We start from the raw sequence: 17438 nt of genomic DNA, 5'->3' as shown, positions 1-17438 counted from the left end.
TTTATGAAGAAATTAGCATTACCAGACGATATTTTGATGCAGATTGATAAGCCTGCACGTTATATCGGCAATGAATTTAATAGCGTAATCAAAAATCCTGCTGACGTAGACATCAGATTTGCCATGTGCTTTCCTGATGTCTATGAAGTCGGTATGTCTCATTTAGGAATTGCCATCCTTTACGATATGCTCAACAAGCGTCAGGATACATATTGTGAAAGGGTATATTCGCCATGGCCAGATTTGCATAATCTGATGAAGGAGCGTAATATACCTCTTTTTGCGTTAGAATCACAGGACCCAATCAAAGGTTTTGATTTTATTGGAATGACACTTCAATACGAAATGTGTTATACAAATATTTTGCAAATTCTTGATTTAGCTGGAGTTGCATTATTAAGCAGGGATAGAGAAAATGATGATCCTATCGTTATTGTTGGTGGACCTTGTGCCACAAACCCAGAGCCAATCGCAGATTTTGTAGATTTGGTTTACGTAGGCGAAGGCGAGACAAGTTATCCAACACTTCTCGAGCTTTACAAAGTACACAAGAAAAAGGGCTTCGATAGAAAGTCTTTCCTTAGAGAAGCCAGTCATATTCCAGGCATATATGTACCATCTCTTTATGAAGTGTCATACAAGGAAGATGGAACAATAGCAGATTTCAAACCAATCTACGCTGATGTTCCTGCAACAGTCGAAAGACAGGTTGTTAAAGATATGGATTCATCTAGTTACCCAACAAAGATGCTCATCCCATTTGTTCGTGCCATCCAGGACAGAGTTGTGCTCGAGATACAGCGCGGATGTATTCGTGGATGTCGTTTCTGCCAGGCTGGTATGATTTATCGTCCAAATCGCGAAAAATCCGTTGAAGTATTAAAGGCTCAGGCCAAGGAATTATTAGCATCTACCGGTCACGAAGAAATCAGCCTTAGTTCCCTTTCATCAAGTGATTATCATGCACTTGGTGAGCTTATGGATTTTCTCATTGACGACTGTTTATCAGAGGGTGTAAATGTATCGTTGCCATCCTTACGTATTGATGCATTTTCTTTGGATGTAATGAGCAAGGTTCAGGATGTTCGTAAATCAAGCATCACATTTGCTCCAGAGGCAGGTTCTCAAAGAATGCGTAATGTCATTAATAAAGGACTTACAGTAGAAGACATTATCGGTGGTGCAACACTTGCATTTAAGGGTGGCTGGAACAAGGTTAAATTCTACTTCATGTTAGGTTTACCTGGTGAAACAGACGAAGATATGAAAGCAATTCCTCAGCTTGCCAATGAAGTTGCTGCTGCGTACTATGATACAGTTCCAAAGGAACAGCGACAGGGTAGATGTCAGATTACTATATCTACATCTTTCTTTGTTCCAAAGCCATTTACTCCATTCCAGTGGGCTCCTATGTACGAAGCAGGAGAATATCTCCGCCGTGCTAAGGTTGTAAATGACGAAATGAAAGCACAGCTTAATCAAAAATCATTAAAATACAACTGGCATCATTCTGATGTTACTGTTCTTGAGGGTGTATTTGCCAGAGGAGACAGACGTCTTTGTCCAGCAATTCTTGATGCATACAATAGCGGATGCTTCTTCGATGCTTGGGGTGAATATTTCGATTTTGATAAGTGGCTTGCTGCATTTGAGAAAAACAATATTTCAATCGATTTTTATGCTTATAGACAGCGTGATTTAGACGAAATCTTCCCTTGGGATTTCATTGATTGTCATGTAACAAAGGATTTCTTAAAGAGAGAATGGAATAACGCCATGGCTGGCAAGGTTACTCCAAATTGTAAGATGGGCTGCAGCGGATGCGGCGCAAAATCTATAGGTTCGGGGGTATGTCACAATGCGCGTTAGAGTTAAATTTGAAAAAACAGGAATAATGAGATATGTTGGCCATTTGGATTTAATGAGATTTTTCCAGAAAGCCGTAAAAAGAGCAAATCTCCCAATTAGATATTCTGAGGGATTCAACCCACACCAGATTATGTCTTTTGCAGCACCTCTTGGTGTTGGACTTACATCTGTGGGCGAATATATGGATATCGATTTAAAGGAAGAAGTATCATCAAAAGAAGGTCTTGAAAGCCTTAATCGCAACATGGTCGAGGGCCTTGCAATTACAGGTTTCAAATATCTTCCAGATAATGCTGAAAAATGTATGAGTGCAGTTACAGCTGCCAGCTATATCGTTACATACAAAGATCCTAAGGATGATGCATGCTATATCGAAAATATCATAGATTTAAAAGAAAAGTTCTTTGATGAAGCTGCTTCTATAAATATTATTAAGAAAACTAAAAAAGGCGAAAGAGAGCTAGATTTAAAACCATTAATCTATCGCTTTAACCTTGAAATAAAAGATAATGTGCCTGTATACGATTTGCTTCTTTCAAGCGGCAGTACAGATAACATTAAACCAGAGCTTGTAGTAAAAGCCTTTCATGAGTATTTAGGTTTGCCTGAATTTGACGAGCTTTCATTGGACATTCAGCGTGTAGATATGTATACAGGAGAGCCAGACAGCTTTGTTTCTCTAGGAGAAATTGGAGATGAACATTAAAAAAGTTGTAATTACAAAAGGAATATATTTAGATAAGGAGCTTCGGCTCCTTGTTTCTTTTGATGAATTTGACAAGCCTGTAGATTTTATCAATCTGGATGTTACCAAAATCGGCGAGGTATATCTTGCTACAGTAGAAAAAGTGCTTAACGATGTAGACGGTTGTATCCTAAAGCTTGATTCAAACACAAAGGGATATATCGAGAATAAAAAGCTTATTCCAGATTCTTATGTCACAAGGCATTCCGACAAGAAAAAAGTATGCCAGGAAGATCAATTCTACGTTCAAATTTATCAGGATAGAAAAGGCATTAAGCCATATTCTTGTAACTTCATAAAGCATGAAGACTATACCGATAATCCTACATTCATAAACTATTATTTAGATAAATATTGTGATTCTGACACCGAAGTTATTACTGATATGCCGGACATCCATGAAGCTAATCCATCATTTAGATATTACATCGATGATTCCTTATCATTATGGAATCTCTATGGATTAACTAAACTATTAGATAATATTTGTTCTAGAATCTGTCATTTGAAATCTGGTGGGAACATCGTAATTGAACCAACAGAAGCTTTGACTGTAATCGATGTCAATTCCGGCAAAAACTACGGAAAACAAAATCCATTTGAGGTTAATGTAGAGGCACTGGAAGCAGCTTTCAGGGAAATCAGATTACGTTCTATATCAGGTATAATCCTTATTGACCTACTTAAAGTATCAAAAGCAGAAGAGGAGAAATTGATTGAAGTAGCAGGTAGTTTAACCACCGATGATATTTCTCGAATCACAATCCATGGTTTTTCAAATCTAGGACTTCTTGAAATCACCCGCAGCAAAATTTTTTCAACCTTTACAATATAAAGTAAAGTTAGTGTTATAACAGATTAAACATAATATGATGATATAATTCATATGATTTGGTGCAAACATTGATTCAGAAAGGAATAATCCTTATCATAGGATAGGCATCTATTATGGAACTAAACGAAATAATTCCTGTAGTAGAGAAAAAGGCTGAACAGATTGCAGATCAGGAGATTGTAAAGTATAACAAAGATTATCCTGAGATAAACTTAACAGACGATGCAAGAATTGCCGTTAAGCAGCGTGCAATATCACAACTCACCCTGCAGCTAAGTAAGTTTCGATTCAAGTCAGAAATCGACTTAGAAGACCAATTTGATAAATGGTTTGAAAGTACCGAGCAGGATAATTTGCACAGAGCTTGTAGGCATTGTCTTGAAGATGAAGCCAGAAAAATAAGAGAAAGTAATGGTCAAAATCTTTCATCTTTAGATCAATATCTTAAGAAACATCTCGGAGATATACATACAGTAGAGTAATATTCAATTAAATTATTGACGATAGCCAATTGCTGTGCTATTATACTTGAGTATGCCGCTCAGTGTGGTTTTTTGAAGTGTGTTTCATTCCGAAGCACCACCGAAACTGGCGAGTAATGATAAAAAGGAGGAGCAACCATGTACGCAATTATTGCAACAGGTGGTAAGCAGTACAAAGTTTCTGAAGGCGATATCATTACCATTGAAAAGCTTGGCGTTGAAGCTGGTGAGAAGGTTACTTTTGATCAGGTTCTTGCTGTTAGCGACAAGGATCTCAAGGTTGGTGACCCTACAGTTAAGGGCGCAACAGTAGAGGCTTCTGTTGTTAAAGAAGGCAGAGGTAAGAAGGTAATCGTTTACAAGTACAAGAGAAAAACAGGTTACCACAAGAAGAATGGCCACAGACAGGCTTTCACACAGGTTAAGATTGAAAAGATTAACGGTTAATTATGGTTTCCGTGATTATTTCCAAGCAAGCAGCAGATATTAAACAGATTTCTTTGGACGGTCATGCCGGTTCCGAGGAAGCAGGACAAAACATTGTTTGTGCTGCAGTTTCAGTATTAGCTATTAACACATTTAACAGCATTGAGCGTTTTACTGATGATGCTTTTAGTGTTGAGGCAGCTGAAGACGGAGGACATTTAGTTATGTCTTTTTCAGAAAAGCTATCTGATAGAGCTCAGCTTTTAATTGACTCTATGTTGCTTGGTTTGGGCGAGATTCAAAAACAATACGGTGATGAGTATATTTCACTAGAAATTAAGGAGGTGTAAGACATGCTACAGATGAACCTTCAGTTCTTCGCTCATAAAAAGGGTGTAGGCTCTACAAAGAACGGTAGAGATTCTGAGTCTAAGAGATTAGGTGCTAAAAGAGCAGATGGTCAGTTCGTAAAGGCTGGCAACATTCTTTATAGACAGCGCGGTACAAAGATTCTTCCAGGCAATAATGTAGGTCTCGGTGGAGACGATACACTTTTTGCTTTAGTTGATGGAGTACTTCGTTTCGAGAGAAAGGGAAGAGACAAGAAGCAGGCTTCTGTCTATCCTGTAGAGCAGTAATTATTTGACCCGACTATACGTGTTACGTAAAGTCGGGTCGTTTTTCATTTCAGTATAAGGAGATTTTTATGGCATTTGCTGATAGAGCAAAGATTATTATAAAATCAGGTAAGGGTGGCGATGGTCACGTTAGTTTCCGTCGTGAAAAATATGTACCAAATGGTGGTCCAAATGGTGGCGACGGTGGTAAAGGCGGAGATGTAATTTTCGAAGTAGATCCAGGCCTTAACACACTTACAGATTATAGACATCGTAGAAAATTTGCTGCAGCTCCAGGTCAGGAGGGTGGCAAAGACAATTGTCATGGCAAAAATGGAGAGGATTTAATCCTAAAGGTTCCAGAAGGAACTGTTATCAAAGATGCCGAATCAGGAAAGGTTATTGCAGATATGTCAGGCGATAACAAGCGTCAAATCGTTCTTCCTGGTGGTAAAGGCGGACTTGGAAATCAGCATTTTGCAACTTCTACAATGCAGGCACCTAAGTACGCAAAGCCAGGTGTAGATGCAATTGAATTAGAGGTTATCCTTGAGCTCAAGGTTATAGCTGATGTAGGTCTTGTAGGTTATCCAAACGTTGGTAAATCAACATTTTTATCACGTGTAACAAATGCAGACCCTAAAATTGGAAATTATCATTTTACAACACTTAGCCCAAATCTTGGTGTTGTAGATGTTGATGATATAAATGGTTTCGTTATTGCTGATATTCCAGGCCTTATCGAAGGTGCATCTGAAGGAATCGGACTAGGTCATGAATTCCTTCGTCACATCGAACGAACAAAGGTTATCATTCATATGGTTGATGGCGCTTCTGTAGAAGGCCGTAATCCTGTTGAGGATATTAAAACTATCTCTGCTGAGCTTGAAGCATATGATTCAGCTCTTCTTAAAAAGCCACAGGTTATTGCAGCCAACAAAATGGATGTAATCGGAGAGGAATCTAATCAGGTTCTTGAAGAATTAAAAGCAGAATTTGAGCCTAAGGGCATCAAAGTATTTGCTATTTCTGCAGTTAGCGGTCAGGGCATTAAAGCGCTTTTATACGAGGTTGTACGACTTCTTGATACATGTGATGATGCTCCAATCGTTTATGAGCAGGAGTTTGATCCTACAATCAGAGCATTCAATGACGAGCCTTACACAGTTGAGATTAACGATGAAGGCGATTACGTTGTTGAAGGACCACGTATTGAAAAAATGCTTGGATACACAAACCTTGAGTCTGAGAAGGGATTCTTATTCTTCCAGAACTTCCTCAAAGAGCAAGGCATCTTGAAGGAGCTTGAGGAAAAGGGTATCCAGGAAGGCGATACAGTTCGTATGTATGGTCTAGTATTTGATTACTACAAATAAAGAGGTATAGAAATGACAAATAAACAGAGAGCTTATTTATCATCTTTAGCAGCCGATATGAGCCCTATTTTACAAATCGGCAAGGCTTCACTTACACCAGAATATACAAATGCAGTTGATGAAGCTTTAGAGGCTAGAGAGCTTATAAAGATAAATGTATTAAAGAATTGTTTTGATGATCCTAAGGAAATCGCTCAAGTATTAGCTGAGCGTACACATGCAGAAGTTGTTCGTGTTATCGGTCGTAAGATCGTGCTTTACAGAGCTGCTAAAAAGCCTGTTATTAAGCTTCCACAGTAAAGGAGACATCATGAGAATTGGCATTTATGGTGGTACATTTAATCCGATTCATAACACCCATATAGAAATAGCGCAGGCTGCTAAAAAGCAGTTTGACTTAGATATTGTCTATTTCCTTATTTCAGGCACACCGCCTCACAAGGATACTAGTGAAACTGTTGCTGATTTATGCAGATACGATATGGTGCGCCTTGCAATCGAAGGCATCGACGGGCTAGAAATAGACGACAGAGAAATATATCGAGCTGGAAAAAGTTATTCTTATATTACATTTACAGAATTACATCAAGAGCACCCGGATGATGAATTATTCTTTATTATGGGTAGCGACAGCCTTATCAATTTCAAAAATTGGGTTAAACCTGAAATCATTTCCCAGTATTGTAATGTCCTTGCAGCACCTAGAGCCGGGGATGATATGGATAAAATAGAGCAATCTATCCATGAATGCAAAAATATCTTTGATGGTGATTTTTTCTTAATTGATTATATTGCAAACGATATTGCTTCCTCATCAATAAGAAACAAAATCAGAATAAATCCAGATATTAAAAATCAGATGCCAGAAGCAGTCTTTAATTACATAATTGAGCATAATCTTTATGCCCCTGATTCATACACCATGGAAGACGTTATGCGTCTTGATAATGAAATGAAAAAGGAGTTAAAAGTAAGTAGATATGTTCACACCATAGGAGTAGCTCATACAGCATATAGCTTAGCAATAAGATGGAATTATCCATCTATAAACGCTATGGTAGCTGGTATGCTTCACGACTGCGCAAAATGCATCTCAGATGAAAAACGTATCAACGTATGTGAGAAAAACAATATTCCTATAACTGATATAGAGTATAAATATCCACACTTGCTTCACGGCAAAGTTGGAGCCTATTACGCTAAAGAAAAGTATGACGTAAAGGACAAGCAAATCGCTCATGCGATTGAAGTTCATACAACTGGATGTCCAAATATGAGTTTATTAGATAAAATCATATTTGTGTCAGATTATATTGAGCCAGGCCGTGATAAACAGCCACGGCTAGATATAATTCGTTCGGTAGCTTATAGCGATTTAGATTTGTGCGTATATATGATTCTTGAGGATTCAGTAAATTATCTTAATAGCAATCCTGATATGGTAGATCCAACAACAATAGATACGTTTAATTATTATCGTAAATTACTTAATAAATAGAAGAGAGGTACAATATGGATTCAAGAGAAATGGCAAAACTTGTTTGCAAAGCACTTGACGATAAGAAAGCTATCGATGTTAAAGCTATCGATATTTCAAATGTAAGTATCATGGCTGATTATTTCATCGTTGCTTCTGCATCAAACCAGAGTCAGATGAATGCAATGCAAGATGAAGTAGATAGAATTCTTTACGAAAACGGAATTCACGCTAAATCTATCGAGGGTAATAGACAAAGCACATGGGTACTTATGGACTACGAAGATGTAATTGTTCACTTATTCTCTGAAGAAGATAGATTATTCTACGATTTAGAAAGAATTTGGAAAGATGGCATCCTTATTGATGCTGCTGACTTATAGAATTAATAAAAGCCAATCCGAAAGGATTGGCTTTTTTAGTATAAATAACACTAGAAGAAACGGAAAACACCGAATACTTTACCAAGGATTTGACAGTCTGGAACAATGATAGGATCCATAGTGTCATTTTCAGGCTGTAAACGAATGTGTCCATCCTCTTTATAGAATGTCTTAACAGTAGCGCTGTCATCTACGAGAGCAACTACCATATCACCATTTTTAGCTGTATCTTGCTGCATAACAATAATAGTATCTCCATCAAGAATACCAGCATTAATCATTGACTCACCCTTGACACGAAGCATGAAAGCCTGCTGATTAGGCATATGCTCAGCTGGAATAGGGAAGTATTCATCGATGTTCTGAACTGCAAGAAGTGGCTGACCAGCAGCAACATTTCCAACTACAGGAACATTGACAACCTCACGACGAACAATATTAAAATTATCATCAACGATTTCAATAGCACGTGGCTTTGATGGGTCACGCTTGATATATCCATTCTTTTCAAGAGTCTCCAAATGAGAGTGTACAGATGATGTAGATTTAAGATTACATGCATCACAAAGCTCTCTAACAGTAGGAGGATAACCTTTATTTAAAATTTCTTTTTTAATAACTTCAAGGATTTCGCGCTGTTTTGCAGAAATTTTTCCGTATGCCATAGGAAAGGCTCCTTTCTTTTTTTATTAATTTTACAATAGCACAAAGAACATACTTTTGCAAACACATTTTCCGAAATTTTGTTCGAAAAAAGTATTGACAAAACGAACGTTCGGATTTATATTGATACCAGAACAAAGGTTCCGAACATTTATTTTGGAGGGTTTGATATTATGAAGGTATATAGCAAGTCAGAACGTATCGTTAGAAATAGAAAAATCATGTTATTAGCAGGCATTATCGCTACTTTATTATTCAGCTTCATTCTCTTTTCTAATAGAGCAGCAGCCGAAACAAATCGTCAGGTTTACACATATTACACCAGCTATGAAATCCAGCCAGGTGATACTTTGTGGTCCATAGCAGATCAGTTCATGGGCCCAGATTATACAGACAAACAGGATTTCATCAACAATATCAAATCAATGAATCATCTTCTGGACGATGATATTACAGCTGGTAATTATCTCGTTATCGAATACTCTTCATACGATATGTTGTAGTAAGTATTCACAGGGCTCCCCCATTTATGGTACTATCATATATAGAGAATATGGATAGGGAGTTATTATGATTCGTTTTTTAATAGCAATTCTGTTTAACGCAAAGCGTGGACCTGAAATTGTTCCTACTATGCGTAAAATGATAAAACATAAAGAAAAATACCCAGAGAAAACAAGATACGCATATGCACTCCGACTTATACGTTATCTTAAGAAATCTGCCCGAATTACCACAGAGGTATATGGCACAGAAAATCTTCCTGAGGAGGGCGGATACATCATGTATCCAAACCATCAGGGCAAATATGACGCTCTTGGAATCATGTATGCGCATCACAATCCTTGTACCTTCGTTATGGACAAGGCCAAATCATACGGTTTTCTTGTTCGCGAAATGGTAGATTTACTTGGTGCCAAGCGTTTAGCATTGGATGACGTACGTCAAAACATTCGTATCATGGCTCAGATAGAAGAGGAAGTAAAGGAAGGAAAACGCTTCATTCTTTTCTCTGAAGGCGGATATGCCAGCAATGGCAATATCGTTCAGCGTTTCAAGCCAGGCAGCTTCAAATGCGCTATGAAGGCTCAGGTACCTATCATTCCTGTTACACTTATCGATTCTTACCTTGCTTTTAATAGCTTTAAGCCTGGTCCAGTTACCACCAAAGTAATATTTGGTGAGCCAATCTATTACGAAACCTACAAAGATATGAAAACCCATGAGGTTGCAGATATTGTTAGAAATACCATCATTTCTACAATGGAAGAATTTGGAGTATATGTAAATAATCCAGAAAAAGATCCTGAGTACTAATCGTCATTTAAAAATAGGTAAATGATATGAAGTTACAGCTTTTCCATACATCCTACGAAGAAATCAAAAATCCTGACATTCATTACGGCCGCAAAAACGCCGATTTTGGTCAGGGCTTCTATACATCTGATGATTCAGACTTTGCAGGCCGTTGGGCCCGTGAAAAGGCAGGATATGACATCATAATTAATAAATATGAATTGGAATTAGGCGGACTTAATATAAAAGAATTCAGCCGAGATTCAGAATGGGCAGACTATATTTTCAACAATCGAGCTGCCAAAGATGACTATTTATCTGAATACGACGTTATAAAGGGACCTATCGCAAACGATACTTTGTACAATACCTTTGGTATTATCACTAGTGGCTTTCTTTCCAAAAAAGAAGCTCTTGAGTTGCTTCTTCAGGGCGGATGTTACTATCAAATAGTATTAAAGACCCAGAAGGCTGCTACTCATCTGGAATGGATTGGTTCAGAAATCCTTAGTCACGAACATGCCCTTCGTTATCAGGATATTGTAAAAAAAGAAGAGGAAGAATATCAAGAAGCAATATCTCAAATACTTTCATAAAATACTGTAAAAATGCTCCGTAATCATTTAAAATGATTTCGGAGTTTTTTATTGGAGAGTTTAATGTATGAAAATGTTAAAAAATACTACTAAGAATCTTGTAGAATCGCTAATTATTCAAGATCCACATATTACTGTCACAAGTCCTAGTCAAGGATATTATTACTTTTCATTATTTTATATTTTTGTTCATACCGCATTAGAAGTTTTTTACATAGCTGTCGGCTGCACTCCAATGGCTATTATCAACGTATTTAGCATCGCTTTATATGTATATACATGTCATTTGTGCAAGATTGGCTATGAGCTGGTTGCATACAGAATGAGTATGATAGAAATATATTTGCATATCGTTTTGGCAACTGTATTTCTAGGCTATAGTTGTGGTTTTATTCTATGGTGTTTTGGTATGTTGTTGGGAACAGTCACTCCATACTATACCCCAATGAAAACAATAATTGACCGAGCAATCATGTATCTATTTGTGATTCTCATTATGGTGACATTTTTTGTTTTAACTATACTTGATTACAATGAAATCATATATACGCGATATTATGTTTCGGAAAACATAGCCAAAATTTTATTTGCCATTAATTCATTATTAATCTTTATTGAAATTATTGTACATGTATACAATTCGTCCTTAAGAACCAATCAGTATAGTTATGATGTAAAAATGATAGCTAATACAGATTATCTTACTAAGCTCTATAATCGACAGTACATGCAAAGATATACAACTGACAGGATTACATGCTTCAACAAATCAAAAGATACTACAGATATTTCGATAGCAATAATGGATATCGATTATTTCAAAACTATAAATGATACATATGGACATTTAGCAGGTGATTATATCTTAATAGAACTATCAAAAATTCTCAGTTCCCAGAAACACATAAGAGTATCTCGATGGGGTGGAGAGGAGTTCTTGCTAATATCTTCAAGGGAAACAGATAATAAAACATTCTGCAATATAATTGAAGGTCTATGCAAAACAATAGCTAATCAGAATTTAAAGTATAATGGTACACCTATAAAGGTCACAGCATCATTTGGAATTGCAAAATACCAGCCTAATGAAAGCCTAGAAAACTTCATCAAGAGTGCTGATATTAAATTATACGAAGCAAAACAAAATGGTAGAAACCAGGTTTGCTAAAATAAATAATGTTTTAAAGGGGGACAATAATGTTTATTACTGATGACGGCCTTAAGCTAAATGCAAAGCTTGATATGCCTACAAATGGTGCTACTAAATGTCCACTATGTTTGGTATTTCATGGATTTACAGGACATATCGAGGAGGACCACATCCTTGCAGTATCAAAGGGATTAAACGAAATAGGAGTTGCCACTTTAAGAGTGGATTTATATGGCCACGGCAACAGCGATGGTGAATTCAAAAATCACAATCTCTATAAATGGCTTAACAACATTCTTACAGTTGTAGATTACGCTAAAACTCTTGATTTCGTTACAGATATCTACATGTGCGGCCACTCACAGGGTGGTCTTGCAGTTACACTAGCTGCCGCAATGGAAAGAGATGTAATTAAGGCTTTAATTCCACTTTCTCCAGCTTATGTTATAATAGAAGGAGCAAAAAAAGGGGAATTATTGGGACAGCCTTTTGATCCTGAAAACATCCCAGATATGCTTCAGTCATGGGATGGAAGAGAACTTAGTGGCAATTATATAAGAGTTGCTCAATCTATTGATTTAGATGCAGAAATTAAAAAGTATACCGGCCCAGTTCTCATCGTCCACGGAGATGCCGATGAAGCAGTTCCTGTAGAATATGGAATTGAAGCATCAAAGAAATTCGCTAACTGCACATTGAAGCTTATACCTGGTGATACTCATTGCTATGATTACCATCTTGATCAAGCTGTTGAAGCTGTACAGGAGTTTGTAAAGGGTTTATGATTTAATTGCAAGGAGGGTAAGTTATGAATGTAGCTCTAATTTATTTAATTGGTTTACTTGTTCTATTAATTGCAGTTGTATTTATTGGATGGATTGCAAGAAAGATTGATTATACACTGCAGGTTAAAGGTAAAATACCCGAACACAAGATTAAAGAAGATATACCATTTGAAAATCCATCAGAAGAAATAAATGCACAAAATGATATGACATTTGCAATAGAAGGCCAAAGGGCTGCACATCCTATACCACCAAGATAATATGTTAAGGGACCTATTCATAGAATAGGTCCTTTTTTTCACACCTATTGCAACTTGTGGTGCTGGGACGTAAAATAAAATATGTAAAAGGAGACGACTTATGGAATTATGTTATGACATGGTTATAAATATAGGGCTACTGGCTTTAATTGCTCTTGCTTTGACAAAAATTCCATATATTGACCATATTTTATGCCAGGATAGCGGTCACGCCAAGCTAGGACGGTTTGTACTTGGCGGAATTTTTGGTGGATTTTGCATATTTTCAACCTGCACTGGAGGTGTCGTCCAAGGTGCCATCCCAAATACAAGAGTATTGGGGGTTTTAGCTGGCGGGCTACTTTGTGGACCAATAGTTGGCATTACAGCAGGAACAATAGGCGCAATTCATCGATTTCTATTTGACCCACATGGATTAACCACATTTGCTTGCGCATATTCTACATTTTTAGAGGGAATACTGTCAGCTGTCATATATCAGATTCTTAAAAAGAAGAATTATACATTAAAATGGACCACGCTACTTGTAATTACAGCTGCTGCGGAAGGGTTTCATATGATAAATCTTTTAATATTTGTGAAACCATTTTCCATAGCAATAGAAATCGTAAAGACGTTAACAATTCCAATGGTAATTATCAATTCCATAGGTATGCTTTTATTCTTTTCAATTTTTAAAGATGTATATATGAGACAAATGCTTCAAGAAGATAATGAAAGGCTTGAAACAATAAACAACGATTTACTTGAAAAGACAAAAGCTAAGCAAAAGATTGGCCCTTTTGGATTACAGGCAGGAGATCACACAGAGCTTGTAGAAGCTGACAATATCTATTACATCGAGGCCATTCATAAAGGAGCAAAAATATATTGTAAAAACCAGACTTATTATAGCAATGAGCCACTTATTGAATGGGAGAAGAAACTAGAATCTGATGACAACTCATTTGTAAGAATTCATAGAAGCTATATTGCAAATCTTACAAAAGGTGAATCCTTACAACCAGATGCCAATAACGGTTATGCACTTTGTATGAAAGATGATAATCATACTATTATTCCAATCAGCAGAAAGATAATCCACAAAATAAAGGACTATTATAGCATGTAAATCAGTACCTGTTTTTAGCATTTCAGTCCGAACCCGTTGTTGTAGGTAAAATTAGATACTATACTACAAGTTAAGAGATGTCCTTATAGGACAAAATAAATGTAACGGGGGTGTATGTATATGATTAGTTTTATTATTTGTCTGGCAGTACTTATAGGAGGGTACTTTGTCTACGGAAGGGTAATAGAAAAACTCTACGGACCAGATGATAGACAAACGCCAGCCGTGAGAATCAATGACGGCGTCGATTTCGTTGTAATGCCAAAATGGAAGCTATTTTTAATCCAGCTTCTAAATATTGCAGGACTTGGTCCAATTTATGGTGCATTAGCAGGTGCGCAGTGGGGCACATCAGTTTTTCTTTGGATTACACTAGGTACCATTTTAGCTGGTGGTGTTCATGATTTTTCTGTAGGATTTATGAGCATGCGTCACGATGGAGCCAGCGTATCAGAGCTTACAGGCATATACCTTGGAAATGTAATGAAGACTATTATGCGCATATTCAGCGTCGTACTTCTTGTAATGGTTGGTACAGTATTTGCAGTTGGTCCTGCTGGTTTGATTTCTTTATTAATTGGAAATCAGGGTGGTTCAGGTCTTCTGACGAACACGTATTTTTGGTTGGCAATAGTCTTAATTTATTATTTCATTGCCACATTCATTCCAATTGATAAAATCATCGGAAAGCTTTATCCAGTATTCGGAATATGCCTTATAGTAATGGCATTTGGCGTAGCTATAGGTATATTTACACACGGTTACACAATTCCAGAGATTCAGTTAGCCAACTTACATCCAGATAACACACCAATCTGGCCAATGATGTTTGTTTCTGTTGCTTGTGGTGCTATTTCAGGTTTCCATGCAACTCAATCACCACTAATGGCTCGTTGCTGTTCTTCAGAAAAAGAAAGCCATATGGTATTCTACGGTGCTATGGTTAGTGAAGGTATCATCGCTCTTATCTGGGCAGCAGCAGGTAGTGCAATTTATGCAACGACAGGAGGTCTTACAACTGGTTTAACAGCAATGCTTGCAAATGGTCAGGCTACTTGTGTATATGATATCTGCACAAAGACAATGGGCGGTTTCGGCATCGTTTTAGCAATGCTTGGAGTTATAGCTTGTCCTATTACATCTGGTGATACAGCTTTCAGATCTGCACGACTTGTAATCGCTGACTGGTTCAAGATTGACCAGAAGCCATACCTTAGCCGTCTGTATATTTGCGTTCCACTTCTTGCAGCCGGTGCACTGATTAGCCAATTAAACTATGGTGTAATCTGGAGATATTTCAGCTGGTCAAATCAGACACTTGCCATGATAGCTCTTTGGACCGCATCAATGTATCTATATAAAAATGCAAAGAATTACTGGTTCACAGCAGTTCCTGCAACATTTATGTCAGCAGTTTCAGTCACATATTTCTTCTGTGCACCAGAGTGCTTACATCTATCTACAAAAATAGCTTATCCAATAGGAATAATTGCAGCCGCTGTTTTCCTTGGATTATTTATAAGAGCTACATTAAAACAACATGATACAGTTTCTCACTTCAAGATGATGCATCATGTATGATATAATGTGAATAATATAGAAGCCGATAAGGTAAGCATATAGTACAAATCAAAACACTTATGGTTGATTAGTAATTTTCAATCATAAGTGTTTTTTATACATATAATAAATCAGACAATCATGAAAGAGGTGTAAATGTATTTAATATCAGCATATTTTGATAAAAATACAACTGAAAAGCTTCAGGAATATATTTGCAAAATAGCAGAGGCATCAGGCAATAGTTTTATGCTAGATAATAACGTGCCTCCCCATATGACACTAACCGCAATAGAAGCTAGAAGCATAGATGTACTGGTGCCTACATTTGAAAATCTTAATAACAAATTACATGGCGGTGATATATCAATAATATCTGTAGGCCAGTTTATGCAGAAGGTAATATATGCTGCGCCATATTTAAACCAGTACTTGTTTAATCTTCAGCAGGATATCTGTGACTCATTTGCTGAGGTTCCTGAGACAACAATAAGCAAATACTACAGGCCTTTGTCTTGGCTACCACATACTACACTAGGCAAGACATTAGCTATCGATCAAATGAATGAAGCTGTTAAAGCTATGCGTGATTTTAAGAATATTGAAGCACAAATTGTTCGCATAGGATTAGCAAAGGTTAATCCTCATGAAGATGTTTGTAATATAGAATTATTTTGACATATGTCAGGAATACTGATATATTATATTTGACATATGTCAATAAAGGCAGGAGGATTCTATTGTGCCTAGATTACCAAAATGTAGAAAGATACGTGTATTTCCAGATTACTATAGCTTTGTTCCAGAAAATTCTGAGAAACCTGAGTTGGAAACAATCACCCTTACTCTAGATGAGTATGAGACTTTGAAACTTTTAGATGCTGAAGGTTTGAATCAAGAGGATTGTGCAAACAGCATGGGGGTAGCCAGAACAACTGTTACAGCTATGTATGAGAGTGCCAGAAAAAAAATAGCTACTGCACTTATAGAAGGAAAGCGAATTCGTATATCCGGTGGTAATGTAGAGTTGAATAGAAACCAAGCTTTTTTTGATAATAAATTGAAATCAAAAGGAGTAAATATAATGAGAGTAGCGGTAACTTATGATAATGGAAATGTGTTTGGACACTTTGGAAGAACAGAACAGTTCAAAGTTTACGATATCGAGGATGGTAAGGTTGTTAGCTCTGAGGTTGTAGGTACTAATGGTGAGGGCTGTGGCGCTCTTGCAGGTGTTTTAAATCTTGCAGAAGTAGATGTTCTTATCTGTGGTGGTATCGGCGGTGGCGCTGTAATGGCCCTTCAGGAGGCAGGCATTCAGTTATACGCTGGTGCAAGCGGAAATACTGATGAAGTGATAAATGCATTCTTAGCAGGTACACTTGCAGCTTCAGGTGAAGCAAACTGTTCGCATCACGACGAAGAACATGGTGAAGGTCATAGTTGTCATGGACACGGTCATGGAAGCTGCCACAAGTAAATACATATTCCAAAGGTTACTGCAAAAAATTGCGGTAGCCTTTTTTAATTTACAAGAACTAAAAAATATGCAGAACAGCATAAGTATAATTCTATTAAACAAATTTTGGAAATATGGTAATTAAAGCTTTAATTAGGTAGTCAAATCAACTAGAATAAAGACATTAAAAAATCGGGATTTATGATGATGTAAATAAGCAGATAGGAGGAGTAACTTGTTTGGATATTAAGTATTTGTTGTTTTTGCAGGAAATTAGGGAGAGCGCACCCGAATGGATTAATAATCTGATGCAACTTATCACCGATATGGCCGGAGGCATTCTTATTC

At 37.0% G+C, this 17438-nt stretch carries 22 protein-coding genes; 21 read left to right on the top strand and 1 reads right to left on the bottom strand.

The window, feature by feature from the left end; genetic code table 11:
• The first annotated feature begins 3 nt into the window (after nt 1-3).
• The 11 genes from E7274_RS00110 (at nt 4) to rsfS (ending at nt 8210) form a co-directional block, all read left to right on the top strand.
• A complete protein-coding gene (locus E7274_RS00110; RefSeq protein WP_304172737.1) occupies nt 4-1869 on the top strand; it encodes a TIGR03960 family B12-binding radical SAM protein in 1866 nt (621 codons plus the stop codon).
• The gene (locus E7274_RS00105) at nt 1859-2575 is read left to right on the top strand and encodes a TIGR03936 family radical SAM-associated protein (protein WP_304172735.1); all 717 of its coding nucleotides are present in this window, start codon (nt 1859-1861) and stop codon (nt 2573-2575) included. The genes E7274_RS00110 and E7274_RS00105 overlap by 11 nt, the downstream gene beginning before the upstream one ends.
• Nucleotides 2565-3449 carry a ribonuclease E/G gene (locus E7274_RS00100; RefSeq protein WP_304172734.1) on the top strand — a complete coding sequence of 295 codons (885 nt, stop codon included), beginning with the start codon at nt 2565-2567 and terminating at the stop codon, nt 3447-3449. Before E7274_RS00105 ends, E7274_RS00100 begins: the two co-directional genes overlap by 11 nt.
• A 113-nt stretch (nt 3450-3562) precedes the next feature.
• Nucleotides 3563-3931 carry a hypothetical protein gene (locus E7274_RS00095; RefSeq protein WP_304172732.1) on the top strand — a complete coding sequence of 123 codons (369 nt, stop codon included), beginning with the start codon at nt 3563-3565 and terminating at the stop codon, nt 3929-3931.
• A gap of 138 nt (nt 3932-4069) precedes the next feature.
• Entirely contained in the window at nt 4070-4378 is a 309-nt protein-coding gene (rplU, locus tag E7274_RS00090; protein WP_028236391.1) for a 50S ribosomal protein L21, read from the top strand.
• Between the two features lie 2 nt (nt 4379-4380).
• Nucleotides 4381-4707 (top strand): ribosomal-processing cysteine protease Prp, encoded by a 327-nt coding sequence (locus E7274_RS00085; protein WP_033154120.1) that lies wholly within the window; start codon nt 4381-4383, stop codon nt 4705-4707.
• A 3-nt stretch (nt 4708-4710) separates the two neighbouring features.
• Complete coding sequence (rpmA, locus tag E7274_RS00080; protein WP_015549701.1) at nt 4711-4995, top strand: 50S ribosomal protein L27; 285 nt, start codon at nt 4711-4713, stop codon at nt 4993-4995.
• Nucleotides 4996-5063: 68 nt separating this feature from the next.
• Nucleotides 5064-6350 (top strand): GTPase ObgE, encoded by a 1287-nt coding sequence (gene obgE, locus E7274_RS00075; protein ID WP_304172730.1) that lies wholly within the window; start codon nt 5064-5066, stop codon nt 6348-6350.
• 12 nt (nt 6351-6362) lie between these two features.
• The gene (gene yhbY, locus E7274_RS00070; RefSeq protein ID WP_304172728.1) at nt 6363-6650 is read left to right on the top strand and encodes a ribosome assembly RNA-binding protein YhbY; all 288 of its coding nucleotides are present in this window, start codon (nt 6363-6365) and stop codon (nt 6648-6650) included.
• Nucleotides 6651-6660: 10 nt separating this feature from the next.
• Nucleotides 6661-7848: a nicotinate-nucleotide adenylyltransferase gene (gene nadD, locus E7274_RS00065; RefSeq protein ID WP_304172726.1), complete on the top strand. Its 1188-nt coding sequence runs from the start codon at nt 6661-6663 to the stop codon at nt 7846-7848.
• 14 nt (nt 7849-7862) lie between these two features.
• Nucleotides 7863-8210, top strand: a complete 348-nt coding sequence (gene rsfS, locus E7274_RS00060) for a ribosome silencing factor (protein ID WP_033154117.1) — start codon at nt 7863-7865, stop codon at nt 8208-8210.
• A 50-nt stretch (nt 8211-8260) separates the two neighbouring features.
• On the opposite strand, the gene lexA is transcribed toward rsfS, so the two are convergent.
• On the bottom strand, nt 8261-8875 hold the full coding sequence (gene lexA, locus E7274_RS00055) for a transcriptional repressor LexA (RefSeq protein ID WP_044934479.1): 615 nt from the start codon (nt 8873-8875) through the stop codon (nt 8261-8263).
• A 171-nt stretch (nt 8876-9046) separates the two neighbouring features.
• Between lexA and E7274_RS00050 the strand changes: the two genes are divergently transcribed.
• The 10 genes from E7274_RS00050 to E7274_RS00005 all read left to right on the top strand — a co-directional run bounded on the left by E7274_RS00050 (nt 9047) and on the right by E7274_RS00005 (nt 17111).
• Complete coding sequence (locus E7274_RS00050; protein ID WP_304172724.1) at nt 9047-9376, top strand: LysM peptidoglycan-binding domain-containing protein; 330 nt, start codon at nt 9047-9049, stop codon at nt 9374-9376.
• 67 nt (nt 9377-9443) lie between these two features.
• A complete protein-coding gene (locus tag E7274_RS00045; protein ID WP_304172722.1) occupies nt 9444-10190 on the top strand; it encodes a lysophospholipid acyltransferase family protein in 747 nt (248 codons plus the stop codon).
• A 26-nt stretch (nt 10191-10216) separates the two neighbouring features.
• Nucleotides 10217-10765: a DUF3990 domain-containing protein gene (locus tag E7274_RS00040; protein WP_304172720.1), complete on the top strand. Its 549-nt coding sequence runs from the start codon at nt 10217-10219 to the stop codon at nt 10763-10765.
• A 235-nt stretch (nt 10766-11000) separates the two neighbouring features.
• On the top strand, nt 11001-11933 hold the full coding sequence (locus E7274_RS00035) for a GGDEF domain-containing protein (RefSeq protein ID WP_304172718.1): 933 nt from the start codon (nt 11001-11003) through the stop codon (nt 11931-11933).
• 29 nt (nt 11934-11962) lie between these two features.
• Nucleotides 11963-12700, top strand: a complete 738-nt coding sequence (locus E7274_RS00030) for an alpha/beta hydrolase (protein WP_304172716.1) — start codon at nt 11963-11965, stop codon at nt 12698-12700.
• Between the two features lie 23 nt (nt 12701-12723).
• Nucleotides 12724-12960, top strand: a complete 237-nt coding sequence (locus E7274_RS00025; RefSeq protein WP_304172714.1) for a hypothetical protein — start codon at nt 12724-12726, stop codon at nt 12958-12960.
• Between the two features lie 100 nt (nt 12961-13060).
• Complete coding sequence (locus E7274_RS00020; protein ID WP_304172712.1) at nt 13061-14071, top strand: LytS/YhcK type 5TM receptor domain-containing protein; 1011 nt, start codon at nt 13061-13063, stop codon at nt 14069-14071.
• 120 nt (nt 14072-14191) lie between these two features.
• Nucleotides 14192-15652 carry a carbon starvation CstA family protein gene (locus tag E7274_RS00015; protein WP_304172710.1) on the top strand — a complete coding sequence of 487 codons (1461 nt, stop codon included), beginning with the start codon at nt 14192-14194 and terminating at the stop codon, nt 15650-15652.
• Nucleotides 15653-15787: 135 nt separating this feature from the next.
• A complete protein-coding gene (locus E7274_RS00010; RefSeq protein WP_304172708.1) occupies nt 15788-16309 on the top strand; it encodes a 2'-5' RNA ligase family protein in 522 nt (173 codons plus the stop codon).
• A 64-nt stretch (nt 16310-16373) separates the two neighbouring features.
• Nucleotides 16374-17111 carry a NifB/NifX family molybdenum-iron cluster-binding protein gene (locus tag E7274_RS00005; protein ID WP_304172706.1) on the top strand — a complete coding sequence of 246 codons (738 nt, stop codon included), beginning with the start codon at nt 16374-16376 and terminating at the stop codon, nt 17109-17111.
• Nucleotides 17112-17438: the final 327 nt, after the last annotated feature.

It is taken from the genome of Pseudobutyrivibrio ruminis, assembly GCF_015057245.1.
Lineage (GTDB): Bacteria > Bacillota > Clostridia > Lachnospirales > Lachnospiraceae > Pseudobutyrivibrio > Pseudobutyrivibrio ruminis_E.
The sequence above is the reverse complement of the archived record's forward strand: the minus strand, read 5'-3'. Positions and strand labels throughout refer to the sequence as shown.

Bases quoted from the DNA above. Each gene is read 5' to 3' on its own strand.
- E7274_RS00040 (WP_304172720.1), top strand. From the start codon at position 10,217: ATGAAGTTACAGCTTTTCCATACATCCTACGAAGAAATCAAAAATCCT.
- nadD (WP_304172726.1), top strand. From the start codon at position 6,661: ATGAGAATTGGCATTTATGGTGGTACATTTAATCCGATTCATAACACC.
- E7274_RS00030 (WP_304172716.1), top strand. From the start codon at position 11,963: ATGTTTATTACTGATGACGGCCTTAAGCTAAATGCAAAGCTTGATATG.
- E7274_RS00105 (WP_304172735.1), top strand. From the start codon at position 1,859: ATGCGCGTTAGAGTTAAATTTGAAAAAACAGGAATAATGAGATATGTT.
- E7274_RS00020 (WP_304172712.1), top strand. From the start codon at position 13,061: ATGGAATTATGTTATGACATGGTTATAAATATAGGGCTACTGGCTTTA.
- rpmA (WP_015549701.1), top strand. From the start codon at position 4,711: ATGCTACAGATGAACCTTCAGTTCTTCGCTCATAAAAAGGGTGTAGGC.
- E7274_RS00035 (WP_304172718.1), top strand. From the start codon at position 11,001: ATGGCTATTATCAACGTATTTAGCATCGCTTTATATGTATATACATGT.
- E7274_RS00015 (WP_304172710.1), top strand. From the start codon at position 14,192: ATGATTAGTTTTATTATTTGTCTGGCAGTACTTATAGGAGGGTACTTT.
- E7274_RS00095 (WP_304172732.1), top strand. From the start codon at position 3,563: ATGGAACTAAACGAAATAATTCCTGTAGTAGAGAAAAAGGCTGAACAG.
- E7274_RS00025 (WP_304172714.1), top strand. From the start codon at position 12,724: ATGAATGTAGCTCTAATTTATTTAATTGGTTTACTTGTTCTATTAATT.
- E7274_RS00085 (WP_033154120.1), top strand. From the start codon at position 4,381: ATGGTTTCCGTGATTATTTCCAAGCAAGCAGCAGATATTAAACAGATT.
- E7274_RS00100 (WP_304172734.1), top strand. From the start codon at position 2,565: ATGAACATTAAAAAAGTTGTAATTACAAAAGGAATATATTTAGATAAG.
- E7274_RS00110 (WP_304172737.1), top strand. From the start codon at position 4: ATGAAGAAATTAGCATTACCAGACGATATTTTGATGCAGATTGATAAG.
- E7274_RS00045 (WP_304172722.1), top strand. From the start codon at position 9,444: ATGATTCGTTTTTTAATAGCAATTCTGTTTAACGCAAAGCGTGGACCT.
- E7274_RS00050 (WP_304172724.1), top strand. From the start codon at position 9,047: ATGAAGGTATATAGCAAGTCAGAACGTATCGTTAGAAATAGAAAAATC.
- rplU (WP_028236391.1), top strand. From the start codon at position 4,070: ATGTACGCAATTATTGCAACAGGTGGTAAGCAGTACAAAGTTTCTGAA.
- E7274_RS00010 (WP_304172708.1), top strand. From the start codon at position 15,788: ATGTATTTAATATCAGCATATTTTGATAAAAATACAACTGAAAAGCTT.
- yhbY (WP_304172728.1), top strand. From the start codon at position 6,363: ATGACAAATAAACAGAGAGCTTATTTATCATCTTTAGCAGCCGATATG.
- lexA (WP_044934479.1), bottom strand. From the start codon at position 8,875: ATGGCATACGGAAAAATTTCTGCAAAACAGCGCGAAATCCTTGAAGTT.
- rsfS (WP_033154117.1), top strand. From the start codon at position 7,863: ATGGATTCAAGAGAAATGGCAAAACTTGTTTGCAAAGCACTTGACGAT.
- obgE (WP_304172730.1), top strand. From the start codon at position 5,064: ATGGCATTTGCTGATAGAGCAAAGATTATTATAAAATCAGGTAAGGGT.